12 protein-coding genes are annotated in these 15,649 nt (G+C 52.3%); 8 read left to right on the top strand and 4 right to left on the bottom strand.

Annotated elements, in window-relative coordinates; all coding sequences use genetic code 11:
* Nucleotides 1-1,934, bottom strand: a 1,934-nt coding sequence (locus tag GXO76_04855) for a glutamate synthase (protein NOY77180.1), incomplete at its 3' end; no start/stop codon positions are given.
* 530 nt (nucleotides 1,935-2,464) lie between these two features.
* On the opposite strand from GXO76_04855, the gene GXO76_04860 reads away from it, so the two are divergent.
* From GXO76_04860 to GXO76_04895, 8 genes are all read left to right on the top strand, one after another.
* A complete protein-coding gene (locus GXO76_04860) occupies nucleotides 2,465-4,450 on the top strand; it encodes an oligopeptide transporter, OPT family (protein NOY77181.1) in 1,986 nt (661 codons plus the stop codon).
* An 87-nt stretch (nucleotides 4,451-4,537) separates the two neighbouring features.
* Nucleotides 4,538-5,533, top strand: a complete 996-nt coding sequence (locus GXO76_04865; protein NOY77182.1) for an aminopeptidase — start codon at nucleotides 4,538-4,540, stop codon at nucleotides 5,531-5,533.
* A 30-nt stretch (nucleotides 5,534-5,563) separates the two neighbouring features.
* The gene (locus tag GXO76_04870) at nucleotides 5,564-6,082 is read left to right on the top strand and encodes a hypothetical protein (GenBank protein NOY77183.1); all 519 of its coding nucleotides are present in this window, start codon (nucleotides 5,564-5,566) and stop codon (nucleotides 6,080-6,082) included.
* A gap of 91 nt (nucleotides 6,083-6,173) precedes the next feature.
* Complete coding sequence (locus GXO76_04875; protein ID NOY77184.1) at nucleotides 6,174-8,159, top strand: sodium-translocating pyrophosphatase; 1,986 nt, start codon at nucleotides 6,174-6,176, stop codon at nucleotides 8,157-8,159.
* 116 nt (nucleotides 8,160-8,275) lie between these two features.
* Complete coding sequence (locus tag GXO76_04880) at nucleotides 8,276-9,367, top strand: hypothetical protein (GenBank protein NOY77185.1); 1,092 nt, start codon at nucleotides 8,276-8,278, stop codon at nucleotides 9,365-9,367.
* A complete protein-coding gene (locus tag GXO76_04885; protein ID NOY77186.1) occupies nucleotides 9,368-10,561 on the top strand; it encodes a phosphodiester glycosidase family protein in 1,194 nt (397 codons plus the stop codon).
* 203 nt (nucleotides 10,562-10,764) lie between these two features.
* A complete protein-coding gene (locus GXO76_04890) occupies nucleotides 10,765-12,156 on the top strand; it encodes an aminopeptidase P family protein (protein NOY77187.1) in 1,392 nt (463 codons plus the stop codon).
* A 59-nt stretch (nucleotides 12,157-12,215) separates the two neighbouring features.
* Complete coding sequence (locus tag GXO76_04895) at nucleotides 12,216-13,112, top strand: DMT family transporter (GenBank protein ID NOY77188.1); 897 nt, start codon at nucleotides 12,216-12,218, stop codon at nucleotides 13,110-13,112.
* 59 nt (nucleotides 13,113-13,171) lie between these two features.
* Here the strand turns inward: GXO76_04895 and GXO76_04900 are convergent, their stop codons facing one another.
* The 3 genes from GXO76_04900 to GXO76_04910 all read right to left on the bottom strand — a co-directional run bounded on the left by GXO76_04900 (nucleotide 13,172) and on the right by GXO76_04910 (nucleotide 15,467).
* Nucleotides 13,172-13,630, bottom strand: a complete 459-nt coding sequence (locus GXO76_04900) for a YbhB/YbcL family Raf kinase inhibitor-like protein (GenBank protein NOY77189.1) — start codon at nucleotides 13,628-13,630, stop codon at nucleotides 13,172-13,174.
* 31 nt (nucleotides 13,631-13,661) lie between these two features.
* Nucleotides 13,662-14,525, bottom strand: a complete 864-nt coding sequence (locus tag GXO76_04905; protein ID NOY77190.1) for a xanthine dehydrogenase family protein subunit M — start codon at nucleotides 14,523-14,525, stop codon at nucleotides 13,662-13,664.
* Between the two features lie 102 nt (nucleotides 14,526-14,627).
* Nucleotides 14,628-15,467: a xanthine dehydrogenase gene (locus GXO76_04910; protein NOY77191.1), complete on the bottom strand. Its 840-nt coding sequence runs from the start codon at nucleotides 15,465-15,467 to the stop codon at nucleotides 14,628-14,630.
* Between the last annotated feature and the right edge of the window lie 182 nt (nucleotides 15,468-15,649).

Here is a 15,649-nt window from a genome sequence, read left to right on the forward strand (position 1 = left end):
AGGTGTTGATTGGGAGCGCGCAAAAACTCACGATCATTTAAAATAATAATGGATGACGGGTGTTCGGAAGCGGCTTCGAGAGCAGCCGCCTGCAGTTTTTCTAATTGGTTCAGAAACGAATCGGACGGGTCCGAAACGAGTGAATAATCAAGAACGAACAGATCCTTCGAAGCCAGATTTTTTAAGTGATTCAATGTAAATATGGCATTTTCTGCTGCCACCTTCGACAGAACAGGAGACGGGTCCATTGAATCGGTTGAGAGGAGAAGGGGTAGCTTCAAAAAAATCTGGTGCGGGGGCGGTTCCTTGCCGGTAAGAGAGGGTTTCCCCCCCAGAAAAACGGCTGTTGAAAAGTGCTGATGTTCCCGGATGCGGTCGATAGCCGGGTTGGTGACCACCGCCACCTTTTCCTTGAAGAATTCAGGCAGATTGACCGGCCGGGTTGAAAATCCGGCCAGCGGGCCGTCGTAGCCGGTGGAACCAATCACCTCCCGGCCGGTTTCGGCCATGGCCAGGAGCGATTTCAGATCGTCTTTACTCCATCCGGAGGCCGCAAGGATGGTTTCCGGTGTTTCGGGAACGGGCAAAACATCCCTTTCCTGGGATGGTTCAGGTTGAGCAAAAAAGAGACTCTTTCTTGAAATATCCGAACCGATCCGTTTTTCAAAGGTGTGGAGCGCCCGGCGCTGAATTTTGTCGTATGAAAATATTTCCACAAATCCCGGCCGCACAAGGGCCTCGGAATTAAGATCGATGGTTTGGCGGTGAAGGAGAAATCCCATTTTTTCGCCGGGGGCCAGGGGTTTGGGATCGCACTGCATGGTGTCCAGATCAACAACGCCCTTCTCGGAGCTGGCAAAATATTCCTTTTCGGTTTCGCCAAACCACAAGGGGCGCAGTCCCAGAGCGTCCACACTAAAGACGATTTCGTTCCCCTGTCGCGCAATAACGGCCGCCGGTCCCTGAGCCAGCATTCCCCAGGCCCGCCGGAAGGTGGCGTACATATCCCGAAAGCGGGGAGGCAGCTTTTCCACTTCACTCCAGATCGGTTGAAAAAGGATTTCCATGGCTTCCATAAGAGACAGATCAAAAGCAAACATGAAGCTTTCCAGAACGCGGTCCAGGTTCTGGGAGTCACTCCCGCCGGAAACCAGTTGAAATCCCAGTTGCCGGGCCTCCTTTTCCAGACGGCGAATGGTGTTGATTTCCCCATTGTGGCCGAGTGTTGAAAACATTTGGGCGCGCTGGGGGATGGAATCGGTGTTGGTTGAGTACCGCCCGTGTGCCAGAGAAATTGCCGATTGAAAATCCGGGTGGCGTAATTCGGGGAAATAACGCATCAGAGCCGATGTATCCCCGCGCACCTTGTAAACGACACTGTTTTTGCTGAAGGAGGCCACGTGAACCTGCTTAAATTGCCGTTCGATTTCCAGTGTGGCCAAAAAGGTCTGTTTGTCTGTGGACACCCGGAATTGAGCCGGAAGGCAGGCAATCTGGTAAAATACCGGTTCGGTGGTACGAGCCTTTGGGCCCAGATATTCGGGCATGGTTTTCGCTTTTTGATGAATAATGATCTCAAAACCATGTTTTTGGAGGATCGCCAGGACCTGTTTGATGAGCGCCGATAGCCGCCGGGGATTCGGTTCGTCAATCATCAGATGAGCAACGGCGAAGTAGGGGTCGTTGGCGACGGACGCATTCATTCGACGGCTGGCCAGTGTTTTCTCCCATACTTTTCTGGGAATATCGGTCTGAATACCTGCTCCGTCGCTTTCAAAATTGATTTCGCCCGTGCGGTGCTCCATGGCGTCCAATGCCATGAGCGTTCGCCGCACGTTACCGTGGGTTGGAAGACCGTCCTTTTTTACAAAAGCAACGATGGCACAGCTATCCGATTCCTCCGGGACATTGTTTCGGGTCATTTTACTACTCATAAATAGCCTCAAAAATAAGAGATTATTATTTCACCGGGTATCGAATGTATTGGGTGATTGGACATACAGAAAATATTTTGGAAAGGTACGATACCCGGGTCTGGTTACACTCTACCTGGGTATCTTTGTAGAAGGAAAACCGGAAATGGGCGTAGTCAGGCCAAAAGAAAACAGGCGTTTTCTAAGGATTACATCTCGCGTAGTATTTCCATTTCCGAGGGACACGGTTCAAAACCTTACGTAAAAGTCATATCTGTCAATTTACTCAAATCCTTGCCGGCGCTTGCCGTGGATTTGTGGATTTCCGGCGGATTCTAAAATAGAATCTGTTTGTCATAAATAAAAGTGATCTAAAAATAATCAATTTTTCCCGTCAGTGCAAGAAGAAAAATCATTTTAAAAAAATCTTGCGCAAATCCTAACTTTCCTGCGATTTTCTCCTTGCTTAATTTTCTAATTTTCGCTATATTAGGCCATTCATTTGTTCTTTGTGTTCCTGCAGGCGTGCGTCATTTAAAAGAGGAGGGTTTATGGCAGAAGAAAAAGTTAGACTACCGGAAAATGCGTACATTCCCCTGAAACCCGGAGAAAAATACATCCCGTTTATCCCCGCGGATATTCACCCGCCCGAAGTAACGGTGCGATCGGTGTCATGGGGGGTGGTTATGGCCTTAATTTTCACGGCAGCCACGGCCTACCTGGGCCTTAAAATCGGTCAGGTTTTTGAAGCGGCGATTCCCATTGCCATTCTGGCTGTTGGAATCGGAGCACTATACAATCGAAAAAGTACCATCCTTGAAAACGTTATTATTCAATCCATCGGTGCGGCCTCCGGCGTGGTTGTTGCCGGCGCTATTTTTACGCTGCCAGCCCTGTATATTTTAAAACTTCCGGTCAATTTTCTTCACATTTTTCTGGCCTCTCTGTTTGGCGGATTTTTGGGAATTCTCTTTTTGATTCCGATGCGAAAATATTTTGTGGCGGAACAGCATGGCCTTCTCCCCTTTCCCGAAGCCACGGCCACCACCGAGGTGTTGGTTACCGGTGAGAGCGCATCCGGTCAGGCGAAGGTTCTCGTGTATGCCGCCATTGTGGGGGGATTGTACGATTTTGCTATTGCCACCTTTGGCTTGTGGAAAGAAGTGGTTTCCACACGGGTGGTGCCTCTTTTTGCCACGTTAGCGGATAAGGCCAAACTGGTTATCAAAATGAATGCGGGGGCGGCTGTGATGGGCCTGGGCTACATCGTCGGCTTGCGCTATGCCCTGATTATCGCCGCAGGAAGCTTCGTGTCGTGGCTGGTTCTTATTCCCGCCATCTGGTTCTTCGGGGCCCACATTTCCTCGGTCATCTCCCCCGGAACTATTCCGATTGATCAGATGACGGCCGAGCAAATCTTTGGCAGCTACGTTCGCCACATCGGAATCGGAGGCATTGCGGCCGCCGGTATAATCGGCATCATTAAATATTCAAAGATTATTCTTTCGGCATTCAGCCTGGGATTTAAAGAATTGGTGGGTGGTGCAAAGGCCAGCGCCGGAACCGAACGAACCCAGCGGGACATCCCCATGTCTGCCGTAATTGCCCTGATTGCTCTTACCCTTATTCTCGTGCTGATGTTCTTCCGAATGATGGTGGTGGATACCTGGACAATTGCTCTGGCGGCATTGGTGGTGGTGTTTATTATTGCCTTTCTTTTTTCCACAGTAGCCGCTCAGGCCATTGCTATTGTCGGAGTCAACCCAGTTTCCGGAATGACCTTAATGACTCTGATTTTAGCCAGCGCCATTTTGGTGGCTCTGGGCCTGAAGGGAACCGAAGGGATGGTTTCCGCTTTGATTATCGGCGGTGTGGTCTGTACGTCGTTGTCCATGTCCGGTGGATTTGTGACCGATTTAAAAATTGGGTACTGGATCGGTGCCACACCGGCCAATCAGGAAAAATGGAAATTCCTGGGAACACTTTTTTCCGCCGCTGCAATCGGCGGGGTCATTTTGTTGTTGGATAAGGTTTACGGATTCGTTCCCGGTCCGGGGCACCCTCAGGCGCTGGCGGCTCCTCAGGCCAATGCCATGGCAGCCGTCATCACGGCGATCATGGGAAAAGGTGCGCCCTGGCTGCTCTACACGGCCGGTATTTTTATGGCGATTATCATGGAATTCTTGGGTGTTCCACCCCTGGCTTTTGCTCTGGGAATGTACCTGCCCATCGAATTGAACACGCCTGTTCTGGCCGGCGGACTGGTGGCCTATTTTGTGGAGAAAAGCAGCAAGAACCCGGATGTAAGCAAGGCGCGAAAAGACCGCGGTATTTTAATTGCATCGGGGTTTGTCGCTGGCGGGGCAATCATGGGAGTGGTCAGTGCATTTCTGTCATTGGGAATTAGCAGCGGCGTTATTCCGCACTTAAACACGGGCTTTGGTGAAACCGTTGCCGGGGAGTGGGTGAGCATCATTTTCTTCACGGCATTGTGTGTTTACATGTACCATTACGCCAAACGGGCGGCAAAGGAATAATTTTGTCGGAGCTGGAATACGCGTGTTTTTGGATCGAACCCAAGGGCAAACACGCAGTACAAAAACCTTATCTCGGAGGAATTGGATATGTCTGATTTTGAAAAAATGGTGGAAGCCGCCAAGCAGGCGATGATCCACACGATGGATTTGAAATCGGGAGAGAGCGTCCTGATTGTCACAGATTCCAAACGTAAAACCGTGGGTGAGGCCTTTGCCCGGGCGGCCGAAGCAGCCGGGGCGACCTCGGAACTGTACTTTCTTCCCGATGAAAAACGCCCGCTTTCGGAAATTCCGGAGGACCTGCCGCCTCTTCTGGACGGGAAAAATGTGGTCATCAACGCATTCATCGGCATGGCGGAAGAAACCCCGTTCCGAATCAAATGGATTAAAAAGGTGATTGAACCCCGGGACAAACGCCTCGGGCACGCCCCGGGCATCACAGAGGATATGATGCTCCACGGGCCGATGAATGTGGATTACGCCCGGATGAAGGATCTGATCAACCGCATGCTTAAGGCTCTGGAAGGTGCAAAAATGGCCCATGTGACGTCCCCGGCAGGGACCGATTTGGTGCTCAATATTGAGGACAGAGGATTTATGACGGATGTGTACATTACCAATGAACACTGGGGCAATCTGCCGGCAGGTGAAATCTGGTGCGGTCCCCACGAGGACGGTGCGGACGGGGTGTTTGTGTGCGACGGATCCATCGGCGACATCGGCATGGTGAAAAAACCCCTGAAAATTACGGTAGAAAAGGGCAAGATAACCGGTCTTGAAAGTGAAGATTCCGAGTTGGTGGCGAAGGTGCAGGAGCTTACCCGCGTGGACGAGTGGGCCAGCGTCATCGGCGAATTGGGAATTGGGTTGAATCCGGGTGCCCGGATTACCGGGAATCTCCTGGAGGATGAAAAGGCCTTTCGTACCATTCACATTGCCTTTGGCAACAACGACGAGATGCCCGGCGGAAAAAATCCATCGCAAACACACCGGGATTTTCTGACGAAAAATCCCACTCTTGTGGTCACGTACAAGGACGGCTCTCAACGCACCCTCATTAAAGATGGGGAGGTACAGGTCTGAGAGGGGCCTCTTTTGAAAGGCTGAAAAAAAATGAACCAAACCGATTCGTACGAAAAGATGATTCCCGAAGAGTTGGTCCGTGCAACGGGTCAATTTTTTGCCCACGCGAATTTGGAGGAATCCCGTGCGGCGCTGAAGGAATTTGAGAAAAAACAGCCCAACGTTGTTGAATTCGTTACGGCTCTTGGAAAAGAGCTGTCCGAAGAGGGGCGCAACCTGTTGGTTTATCTGGCAATGGTCCTCTGGAAGATTTTTGATTCCGCGGCCGAAGGGAATTTTCCGCTTCTCGACCAGGAGGAACTGGAAAAAAACTTTGAGGCGATTGAGGATTTCTTTCTGCAGGAAAAAGACCAATCGGAAGATGAAATTCTGACCAGGTTTCAGGAAAAATTTCCCATTCGGCAGCCATTTGTGTACCAATTTCTTTTCCAGAAATTACTTCAACCGGAGGACAACAGAACCTGGCCCGAGAATGAACTGCTTCTTTTATTCATCTCACTCAGCAGCCTGCTGAACAGTTTTAGCGAAAGGTACGAAAATATGAAATAAGACCTTGATAAATCATTTTTTAATTAATAAATTCTTAAATCTTTATGCGTGAATTGTGGTGGAATAGAGTAACCAATTAAAAGGAGGTACAATGGGATTGGAAATTTGGGCTCCGATTTTCGGCGGAATAGGCCTGCTTTTTTCGCTTGTCTTGTTTTACTGGGTCACGCGTTACCCCAAAGGTAACGAAACCATGATGGACATATCGGAAATGATTCATAAGGGAGCCATGACCTTTTTGAATCGAGAGTATCGAATTCTGGCCATTTTCCTGGCAACGCTATTTGTGATAATCTGGTTGACAATTAGCATTTACACGGCCATTGCATTTATCACCGGAGGCATTTTTTCCATGCTGGCCGGTTACATTGGAATGAATGCCGCCACACGGTCAAACGTCCGTACGGCTCAGGCAGCCACCGAAGGCCAGAACAAGGCGCTGGTGATTGCCTTTACCGGAGGGGCGGTGATGGGCATGGCAGTGGCCAGTCTGGGGCTGTTGGGTCTTTCGGTCTTTTTTATTATCTTCAAGGATCCGCTGGTGATTAACGGGTTTGCCATGGGTGCCAGTTCCATCGCCCTGTTTGCCCGTGTAGGCGGCGGAATCTACACCAAATCGGCTGATGTGGGGGCGGATCTGGTGGGTAAGATCGAAGCCGGCATCCCGGAGGATGACCCCCGAAATCCGGCCGTTATTGCAGACAATGTGGGCGACAATGTGGGCGACACCGCCGGCATGGGTGCCGATTTGTTCGAATCCTACGTGGGGTCTGTGGTCGCCACCATTGCCCTGGGTTCCCTGGTGGCCATTAATTCAACGAACTGGATGCTGCTGCCCATTCTTGCAATTACCCTGGGTCTGATTGCCTCGATCATCGGCGTTTATTCCGTACGGCTTTTCCAAAACAGCAATCCCCAATTGGCGCTGCGGTATTCCACGTATGTGGCCGTGGCGGTCTTTTTGGTGGGCGCGTACTTCCTGTCAAAAGCGGTAGTCGGTACCATCGCCCCCTTCTGGGCACTGGCTGCCGGCGTTCTGGCAGGGGTGGCCATCGGGCTATTTAGCGAATACTACACCTCGGGTCCGCCAATCAAGGAAATTGCCCGATCCAGTGAGACGGGTGTGGCAACCAATATTATTACCGGTCTGGCCAATGGAATGAAAAGCACCACCTGGCCGATCATTGCGATTGCGGCGGCTATTTACTTTGCCAATATGGCGTCTGGTGTGTACGGAATTGCTATCTCCGCTGTGGGCATGCTGGCAACCATCGGCATGACCATGTCTGTGGATGCTTACGGGCCGATTTCGGACAATGCCGGGGGGATTGCCGAGATGTCCGGTTTGGGGCCAGAGGTGCGTAAGATTACCGACCGCCTGGACGCTCTCGGAAACACCACCGCGGCCATCGGCAAGGGGTTTGCCATTGGTTCCGCTGCCCTGACGGCCCTGGCACTGTTTAGTGCGTATTCAAAATCGGTGGGATTGCACACCATCAGCCTGACCAATGCCAATGTAGTCATTGGCCTGTTGCTGGGAGCGGGACTCCCCTTTATCTTTGCAGCACTTACCATGCAGGCAGTGGGCCGAACCGCTTTTAAGATGGTGGAAGAAGTCCGCCGACAGTTTCGGGAGATCCCGGGGCTCATGGAGGGCAAAGCCAAACCCGATCCCGAAACCTGTGTGGACATCAGCACCAAAGGTGCCTTGAAAGAAATGATCGCACCCGGAATTCTGGCGGTCACGGCCCCCGTGGCTATCGGCTGGCTTCTGGGTGGTGAGGCTTTGGGCGGCCTTCTGGCCGGAGCCACCTCTGCCGGTGTGCTTTTGGCCTTGATGATGACCAACGGAGGCGGTGCCTGGGACAATGCCAAAAAATGGATTGAAGAAGGTAATCTCGGCGGGAAAGGCACAGACGTCCACAAAGCAGCTATTGTCGGAGATACCGTAGGAGATCCGCTAAAGGACACCTCCGGTCCCTCAATGAACATCTTGATCAAGCTGATGTCGGTCGTCTCTCTGGTTTTCGGCCCGGTGATTATTAAACTCCACCACTGGCTGATCAGTCTGTTTTAAATTGCAGGAATTGAGAAAATCTAAAAGAAGACGAAAAGGGTGTCTAAAAATAATTTCAGGCCGATCATAAAAACAAATCCCGGAAGCCCCGTGCTTCCGGGATTTTGGGCCGGGGCATGAAAAAAAGCATTCTTTTTTACATTAGCGGTCACGGTTACGGACACACGACCCGGTCGGTAGAGGTTATGAAAAAACTGCTGGAGATTAAACCGGATGTGCATCTGTTGATCAAAACAGATGCGCCGGAGTGGTTTTTTCGCCTGAATTTACCGAAAGGGCATTTCACACTGGTTTCGGAACCGGTTGACGTGGGGCTGGTTCAAACAAACAGCTTTGTGGCAGACCGCAGGAAAACCCTGGAGGCGTTTGCCCGATTTTACCTGAATTTTAAAAACCGTCTTCCGGGGGAACTCCGGTTTGTCCGGGAAAATCAGGTGGAACTCATTGTGGGTGATATTTCGCCTTTGGCGTTTGAGGTGGCGCGCGCAGCCGGCGTGCCCGGCATTGCCCTTGCCAATTTTTCCTGGGATTGGATTTACGAACCCTACGCAGAAACCTACCCCGAGTTTTCCTGGGTTGTACCGGTGCTGAAAATGCTTTACGGCAAAGCGGATGCCCTGCTCCGCCTGCCCCTGCACGGAGATTTGTCGGCCTTTCCCAATCCACGGGATATCCCCCTCATTGCCCGCAAAGCGCAGCTTTCCCGGGAAGCGGTTCGGGAGAAGCTGGATTTTTTACCGGATCCATTCCACACCCGAATCGGTTTGATTTCCCTGCGGGCTGACGATCTGGCTCAAATTGATCTCCGCCGTCTGGCCGAAATCCCGGAGTTCCACTTTTTGGTTTTCTCGGCAAAAAGTCCCGTACCTCATGTGCACACCCTGCCGCCCGATTTTCTTCCCTACCAGGAGCTGGTACATGCCTGCGATGTAGTAATTTCCAAACCCGGCTACGGAATTGTGTCTGAGTGTATTGCCAACCGGACGCCCCTGCTGTTCACGAGTCGCGACGATTTTCGCGAATACGATGTGCTTGCAGAAGGAATTCTGGCGTTGGGATTGGGACGCTTTTTGCCGCGGGAGCGCTTTTTCGCCGGTGACTGGCGGGAGGCACTGACGGCCCTCCCGGATTTAGGAAGCAATTGGAATCCGCCGCCTGTGAACGGAGCGGAGGAGGCGGCGCGATTTTTGGCAAAATGGCATGAATAAATGAACCGGCGAAAAGACGCCGTTTTTCTCTCCCATAGCGTGAAAGGGGAATCTGTGAAACGGATTGTTGGGTTCTGGGTTATTGTTTGTCTGGCCATTGGGGGATGGCTTGCAGGGGTGCGGGGCCAGGAGGTTCGCACCCGTACCATTGTCCCCGGCGTAACCTTTTCTGCTATTCAGGATACCACGGTACCCCGCCGGATTTTCGTGCTGAAAATTGATTTGACCCGCCCGGAATTACAGCTTCACACGGTGAAAGCCAAAAACCGCCTGCTGGGATTGGCAACCGTAAGTGCCATGGTGCATTCTTTCAAACGCGAAAACGTTTTGGCGGCGATTAATGCCGATTTTTTCAACAAAACAGGGTGCCCGGTTAACCTTCAAGTCCAGCGGGGCGAGCCCCTAACCGATCCGATTTCCTACCCGGTTTTTGGTTTTACAACCTCGGGAAAACCGTTTATCAGGCGCCTGAGCTTTCGCGGGGAGCTTCTTGCACCGAAGGGGACATTTCCAATCGGCGGCATCAATCGCCAGTGGCATCCGGATGAGCTGGTTTATTTTAATGCCTTTTTTGGGGATTCCGTGCTGGCTAATCCTTGGGGAGTCACCGTTTTGCTTCATCCGGTGGGAAACTGGAAAAATGGCCGCCGTGTTTTTCAAGTCAATCGGTTGGTGCATGTCCGCAGGGTGGCTCTGCATCCGGGGCAGGCGGTGCTGGTCGGGCATCGAAAGGCCAGACTCTGGCTGGAAAAAAATCTGCATCCCGGACAACGAGTGACCATTCAATTTCGCTTTCCCCCCTTGAAAGAAGGGATTCGGGAAGCCACCGGCGGTTTGCCGCAGATCCTGAAAAATGGAAGGTATCTGGAAAAATTCAAAAAGAAGGGATTTACCGGAAAACGCCATCCTCGCACGGCGGTGGGCATTTCCCGGGACGGGAAGACCCTGTTCTGGATGGTCGTGGACGGCAGGCAGCCCGGGTACAGTCTGGGGATGACCCTTCGGGAACTGGCCGATTTCTTGAAATCCCTGGGAGCATACAACGCCGTGAATCTGGACGGCGGGGGTTCCAGCACAATGGTGGTTCGGGGGCACGTGGTGAATCACCCGTCAGATGCGGCCGGTGAACGTCCGGTCAGCAACGCCTGGATGCTGTTTCGGGAAAAAACGGCCAGGCCGCAACGGCCGGAATAATGACAGTAATATGAAAAACCCTGGAAGAACCTTGCGAAGGGTTAGAACCTTCGCAAGGTTGTCTGAAGAAAGGTTCTTTTTTCAGAAAAAAAGAGTATTTGTCATTGCGAGTAGTGAAGAATGAGCAACGTAGCAATCTCATAATAGATTGTAAATAATGGGATTGCACGCCATTGGCGCATTTTTAAAAATGGAGGATCAAGGTGTTTGATTCCAAAATCTACCAAAATCGGCGGGACATCCTGAAAAGAAATATTTCATCGGGTTTGCTGCTATTTCTTGGAAATAGTGAAAGCCCAATGAATTACCCGGCCAACGTGTACCGGTTCCGGCAGGACAGCTCGTTTCTGTACTATTGGGGATTGGACAAACCCGAATTGGCTGCTCTGATCGATGTGGATGCCGATCGGGAGATTCTCTTTGGCAACGATTTAAGCATGGACGACATTGTCTGGACGGGACCGCAGCCGTCCCTCGCCGATCAGGCTGCACAGGCGGGTGTCATTCAGACAGCCCCTCTTGCAGAATTGCCGAAATGGCTGGAAAAAGCAATTGCCGCAGGCCGGCAGATTCATTTTCTGCCCCAATACCGGGGAGAAAACAAGCTGAAACTGGCCGAGTGGTTGGGCATTCAACCCGGATTTGTGAACCGGTACGCTTCGGGACCCCTTCGAAAAGCGGTCATTGCCCAGCGCTCCGTGAAAGACGAACTGGAAATTTCGGAGATCGAAAAGGCCGTGGGCATCACCCGGGCAATGCATCTGCGCGCACTGAGAGAAACGCAGCCGGGCCGGTTTGAGTACGAAATTTCCGGCCAGGTGGAGGGGGTGGCCCTGGCTTCCGGGGGACGGTTATCCTTCCCGATTATTTTCTCTGTGCACGGTGAAACGCTTCACAACGAATTTCACGGTAATCTTCTGCAAACGGGTGATCTGGTGGTGCACGATTCCGGCGCGGAGGCACCTTCACACTATGCCGGGGACATTACCCGGTCGTTCCCGGTAAGCGGCACATTCACATCCAAACAGCGTGAGATTTACGAGGTGGTGCTGAAAACTCAGTTAACCGCCATTGAAGCGGTGCGACCCGGTTTCCCCTATCGGGATGTCCACCTGCTGGCCGCTAAAACGATGGCCGAAGGATTGAAAGACCTGGGACTGATGACGGGAGACGTCAACGAGGCGGTGGCCGCAGGAGCCCACGCCCTGTTTTTCCCGCACGGATTGGGGCATATGCTGGGCCTGGACGTGCACGATATGGAAGGACTGGGGGAAGATTGGGTGGGCTACGACGAGGAAATCACCCGCAGCGACCAGTTTGGCCTGGCTTTTTTGCGGCTGGGAAAACGCCTGCGCCCCGGGTACGTCCTTACCGTGGAGCCCGGAATTTATTTTATTCCGGCGCTGATTGATCAATGGAAAGCGGCCAAACGGCTGGCAGCGTTTATTGATTACGATCGTGTCGAAACCTACCGGGATTTGGGCGGCATCCGCATCGAAGATGATGTGCTGGTTACGGAAAAGGGGCACCGGGTTCTGGGCGAACCCATTCCAAAAACCGTAGAAGAGATTGAGAACCGGGTGGGGAAAGTGTGATTGGTGGGGGCAATTTGTAATGTGCCCCTGTGAAAATAGACGGAATAATTTTTGTGTGAATGAAAACTACCACCCTTAAATCCGATTTTTTACTCTTAATCACCGCAACCATCTGGGGATTCGCCTTTGTTGCCCAGCGAGCGGGCATGCAATTTGTTGGGCCATTTACGTTCAATGCCGCCCGGTTTACCCTGGGCGCATTGGCCTTGGGCGGTTTGGTGTGGGGACGCACCCGCAAAAGTTCCCGGGCCGTGCCAAAGATCCCTTCACGGACGCTTTTGGTGGGAGCAGGGTCTGCGGGTGTCATTCTTTTTCTTGGGTCAACCTTTCAGCAGATGGGCCTTGTTACGACCACGGCGGGGAAAGCCGGTTTCATTACCGGATTGTACGTGATTTTAGTCCCTATTCTCGGTATCTTTTTGGGCAATCGGACCCGCCGCCAAACCTGGGTGGGAGCGTTTTTGGCTGTAGCGGGACTGTATTTTTTGAGTATTCACGAAGATTTAACCATGACCATCGGAGACGGGCTCGTGCTGGTGAGCGCTTTTTTCTGGGCCTCTCACGTGTTGCTCATTGACCACCTGACGACCCGTCTGGACACGTTTCAACTGGCTTTTGTTCAATTTCTTGTGTGTGCGGGACTCAGTGCCATTGGCGCCGTAGCCGCAGAGGAAATCCTCTTTGCGCAGATTCTGGCAGCTGCGGTTCCCATTCTGTATGCAGGACTGATGTCTGTGGGTATTGCCTACACCCTCCAGGTTGTGGCGCAGAAGGACGCGCACCCCTCCCATGCAGCGATCATTATGAGCCTGGAGTCGGTATTCGCGGCCCTGGGCGGCTGGTGGATTTTACGTGAAGGATTGACCTTCCGCGAAGGACTTGGCTGTCTGCTCATGCTGACTGGAATGGTGGTTTCACAGATTCGGTTCCGAAATCGCGCGAAAGAGGTTCTGTAAGGTTCTGAAATCCTGAATTCGGAGACTTTTTAATCAAGGCAAAAAAGGCAGAAAAAATATTACCGGCCGTATTTCCCGATGAGTTCCGCCTGTTCCAGAATATGTCCTTCCATGGCCTTTAAAAGCTCTGCTTTTGTTACACCTGGCGGCAAATTGAGGAATGTGTCCAGCGCGTAAAGCCTGAAGAAATAACGGTGAATGCCGCCCGGAGGACAGGGTCCGCCGTAACCGATTTTTCTGAAATCGTTGAGCCCCTGCCTGGCACTGTTAGCCAGGTTTTTTTTCGGAGGGACATCTTCCGGGAGTTGAGTGATCGTCGTCGGAAGATCAAACAGAACCCAGTGCACCCAGGTTCCCATCGGCGCGTCGGGGTCATCGCAGATGAGCGCAAGACTTTTGGCGTTGGGCGGAACGCCTTCCCAGCTTAACGGCGGCGACACATTGGCCCCGTCACAGGTGTACCGGGCTGGAATCATCCCGCCGGCCTCAAATGCCGAACTGATTAATTGAAGAGCCATAACAACCTCCTTACACCCTATTTTATTTTACTCAATTCGTGGTTAAAATTCCCTGCAGCGCGCGCCGCAGCAGCACCCCGCACATTTCTTTCCGGTAGTCCGCCTCCGACCGGATGTCCGAAATCGGGTGAGCCTCCATTTTGATGCGTTCGACGGCCTCCTGAATGAGCGGCTCGCTCAGGGGGTTTCCACGCAGGAGTTTTTCCGTCTGCACGGCACGCACCACGGTGGGAGCGACCGCTCCCAGAGCCAGGCGGATGTCCCGAATCGTTCCGCCCGAGATATGTCCCCAGAAAGCCAGCGAGACTTTAGAAATCGCCAGCGCTTCCCGCTGTCCCAGGCGAAGGAAGCCGCCCTGCCAGAAATCCGGTTGGATAGGAAAACGGATTTTTGTCAGCAGTTCCTGAGGGTCCCGAACCGTTTTCCCGGGACCGGTGAAGAAATTCTCAATTTTAATCCAGCGAATACTGTTGACGCTTTCCAGACACACCTCGGCACCCAGCACAAAAAGCGGCGGGATGGAATCCCCTGCAGGCGAGGCGTTCATAATGTTGCCGCCCAGCGTGGCCAGGTTTCGGATCTGGGGGGACCCCATGATTTGAGCGGCCTGAAAAAGCGGCACGGCGTGTTTTTGAAAAAGCCGGTTGTCTAAAATGTCCCCGAATGTAACCCCGGCTCCGAATGTGAGCTGGTTGTCTTCGATAACGATTTCTTTTAATTCCGGGATAAAACTGAGGTTCAGCAAATGCCGCGGACGCACCACTCCGTCCTGCATCCGTACCACCAGATCGGTCCCGCCCGAAAGAACGGTGTAGCGGCCGGGATTTTCGGCCAGCATCTGAAGTACTTCGTCCAGGGCTTTGGGGGAATAGGTTTGAATGGCAGTGACTTGCATGTCCGAATCCTCTGTTTTTACTTGCTTATTGTTCAACACCCTAAAAAGGATGTAAAAGATTCTAAGGCTATCGAAACGAATTCAAATCCGCCCACTGGCGGGTTAGCTTTCCGTTGAAACAGGGTTCAAAATAAATTGGGGCGATTCTGAAACCCGTTCCGTTTGCCGATTTTTCACCTGAATCATTTCCGCCACAATACTGACGGCGATCTCTTCCGGAGTTTCCGCCCGGATGGCCAGACCCACCGGTGTGTGTACCTGTGCCAAACGATCTTCGCTGACCCCTTTCTCCCGAAGCTTGCTGAATAGCTCCGCCTTTTTCCGAACACTGGCCAGCATGCCCAGGAAGGTCAGGGGTTTGTGAATCAGTGCCTCCAGAACCTCCAGATCAAATTTGTGATGGCGGGTGGCGATGACCACGTAATCCTGCGGCTGAACCGAAAGGGTTTCCGCCACTTTGCCCGGATTCCCGAGATGAAGCTTTCGGGCTTCCGGAAAACGCGCCTCGGTGAGTACTTCTTTGCGATCGTCGATGATTTCGCAATCGAATCCCACAAATCGAGCCAATCGGTACAGGGCGTGCGCCACGTGTCCGCCCCCAAAAATAAAAAGCGTTGGGGTGATTTGCAGCGGCTCGATGAAAAACTCCATCGTTCCACCGCACACCATCGCCGAACCCGCGCGTCCGTCTTCGGCCATATTGTACACCAGCGTGTCGGTTCGGTTCTCGCGGATGCAGGTTTTTGCCAATTTGATGAGTTTGGCCTCGGCGGCCCCGCCGCCTACGGTACCCGTGGTGTGCCCCTCCCAATCGACCACCATCTTGGCGCCTGCCTTCCGCGGGGTAGACCCCTCCGTGCGAATAACGGTCACCACCGCCGCCGGGATTTTATTTTGCTGCAATTCCAGAATTTTCTCGTAGATGTTCAATGAATTGTCCACTCTTGTTTTCCGATGAATTTTTTCGGGGCGATTCGTGAATCGGCCCTACAGAATTTACGATTTATTCAAAATACCGATCGCTTTTCCAATTTTTGGGATTGGCCGCAATGTATTTTCGAATTTTCCATAATTCGTTTTCATTGCGAATAATGTGTTCATAATAGTTGCGCTGCCAGACGGAA

This window comes from Calditrichota bacterium, assembly GCA_013151735.1.
Taxonomy (GTDB): domain Bacteria; phylum Zhuqueibacterota; class JdFR-76; order JdFR-76; family BMS3Abin05; genus BMS3Abin05.

Bases quoted from the DNA above. Each gene is read 5' to 3' on its own strand.
- GXO76_04860 (NOY77181.1), top strand. From the start codon at position 2,465: ATGGCAGAAGAAAAAGTTAGACTACCGGAAAATGCGTACATTCCCCTG.
- GXO76_04865 (NOY77182.1), top strand. From the start codon at position 4,538: ATGTCTGATTTTGAAAAAATGGTGGAAGCCGCCAAGCAGGCGATGATC.
- GXO76_04870 (NOY77183.1), top strand. From the start codon at position 5,564: ATGAACCAAACCGATTCGTACGAAAAGATGATTCCCGAAGAGTTGGTC.
- GXO76_04875 (NOY77184.1), top strand. From the start codon at position 6,174: ATGGGATTGGAAATTTGGGCTCCGATTTTCGGCGGAATAGGCCTGCTT.
- GXO76_04880 (NOY77185.1), top strand. From the start codon at position 8,276: ATGAAAAAAAGCATTCTTTTTTACATTAGCGGTCACGGTTACGGACAC.
- GXO76_04885 (NOY77186.1), top strand. From the start codon at position 9,368: ATGAACCGGCGAAAAGACGCCGTTTTTCTCTCCCATAGCGTGAAAGGG.
- GXO76_04895 (NOY77188.1), top strand. From the start codon at position 12,216: ATGAAAACTACCACCCTTAAATCCGATTTTTTACTCTTAATCACCGCA.
- GXO76_04900 (NOY77189.1), bottom strand. From the start codon at position 13,630: ATGGCTCTTCAATTAATCAGTTCGGCATTTGAGGCCGGCGGGATGATT.
- GXO76_04905 (NOY77190.1), bottom strand. From the start codon at position 14,525: ATGCAAGTCACTGCCATTCAAACCTATTCCCCCAAAGCCCTGGACGAA.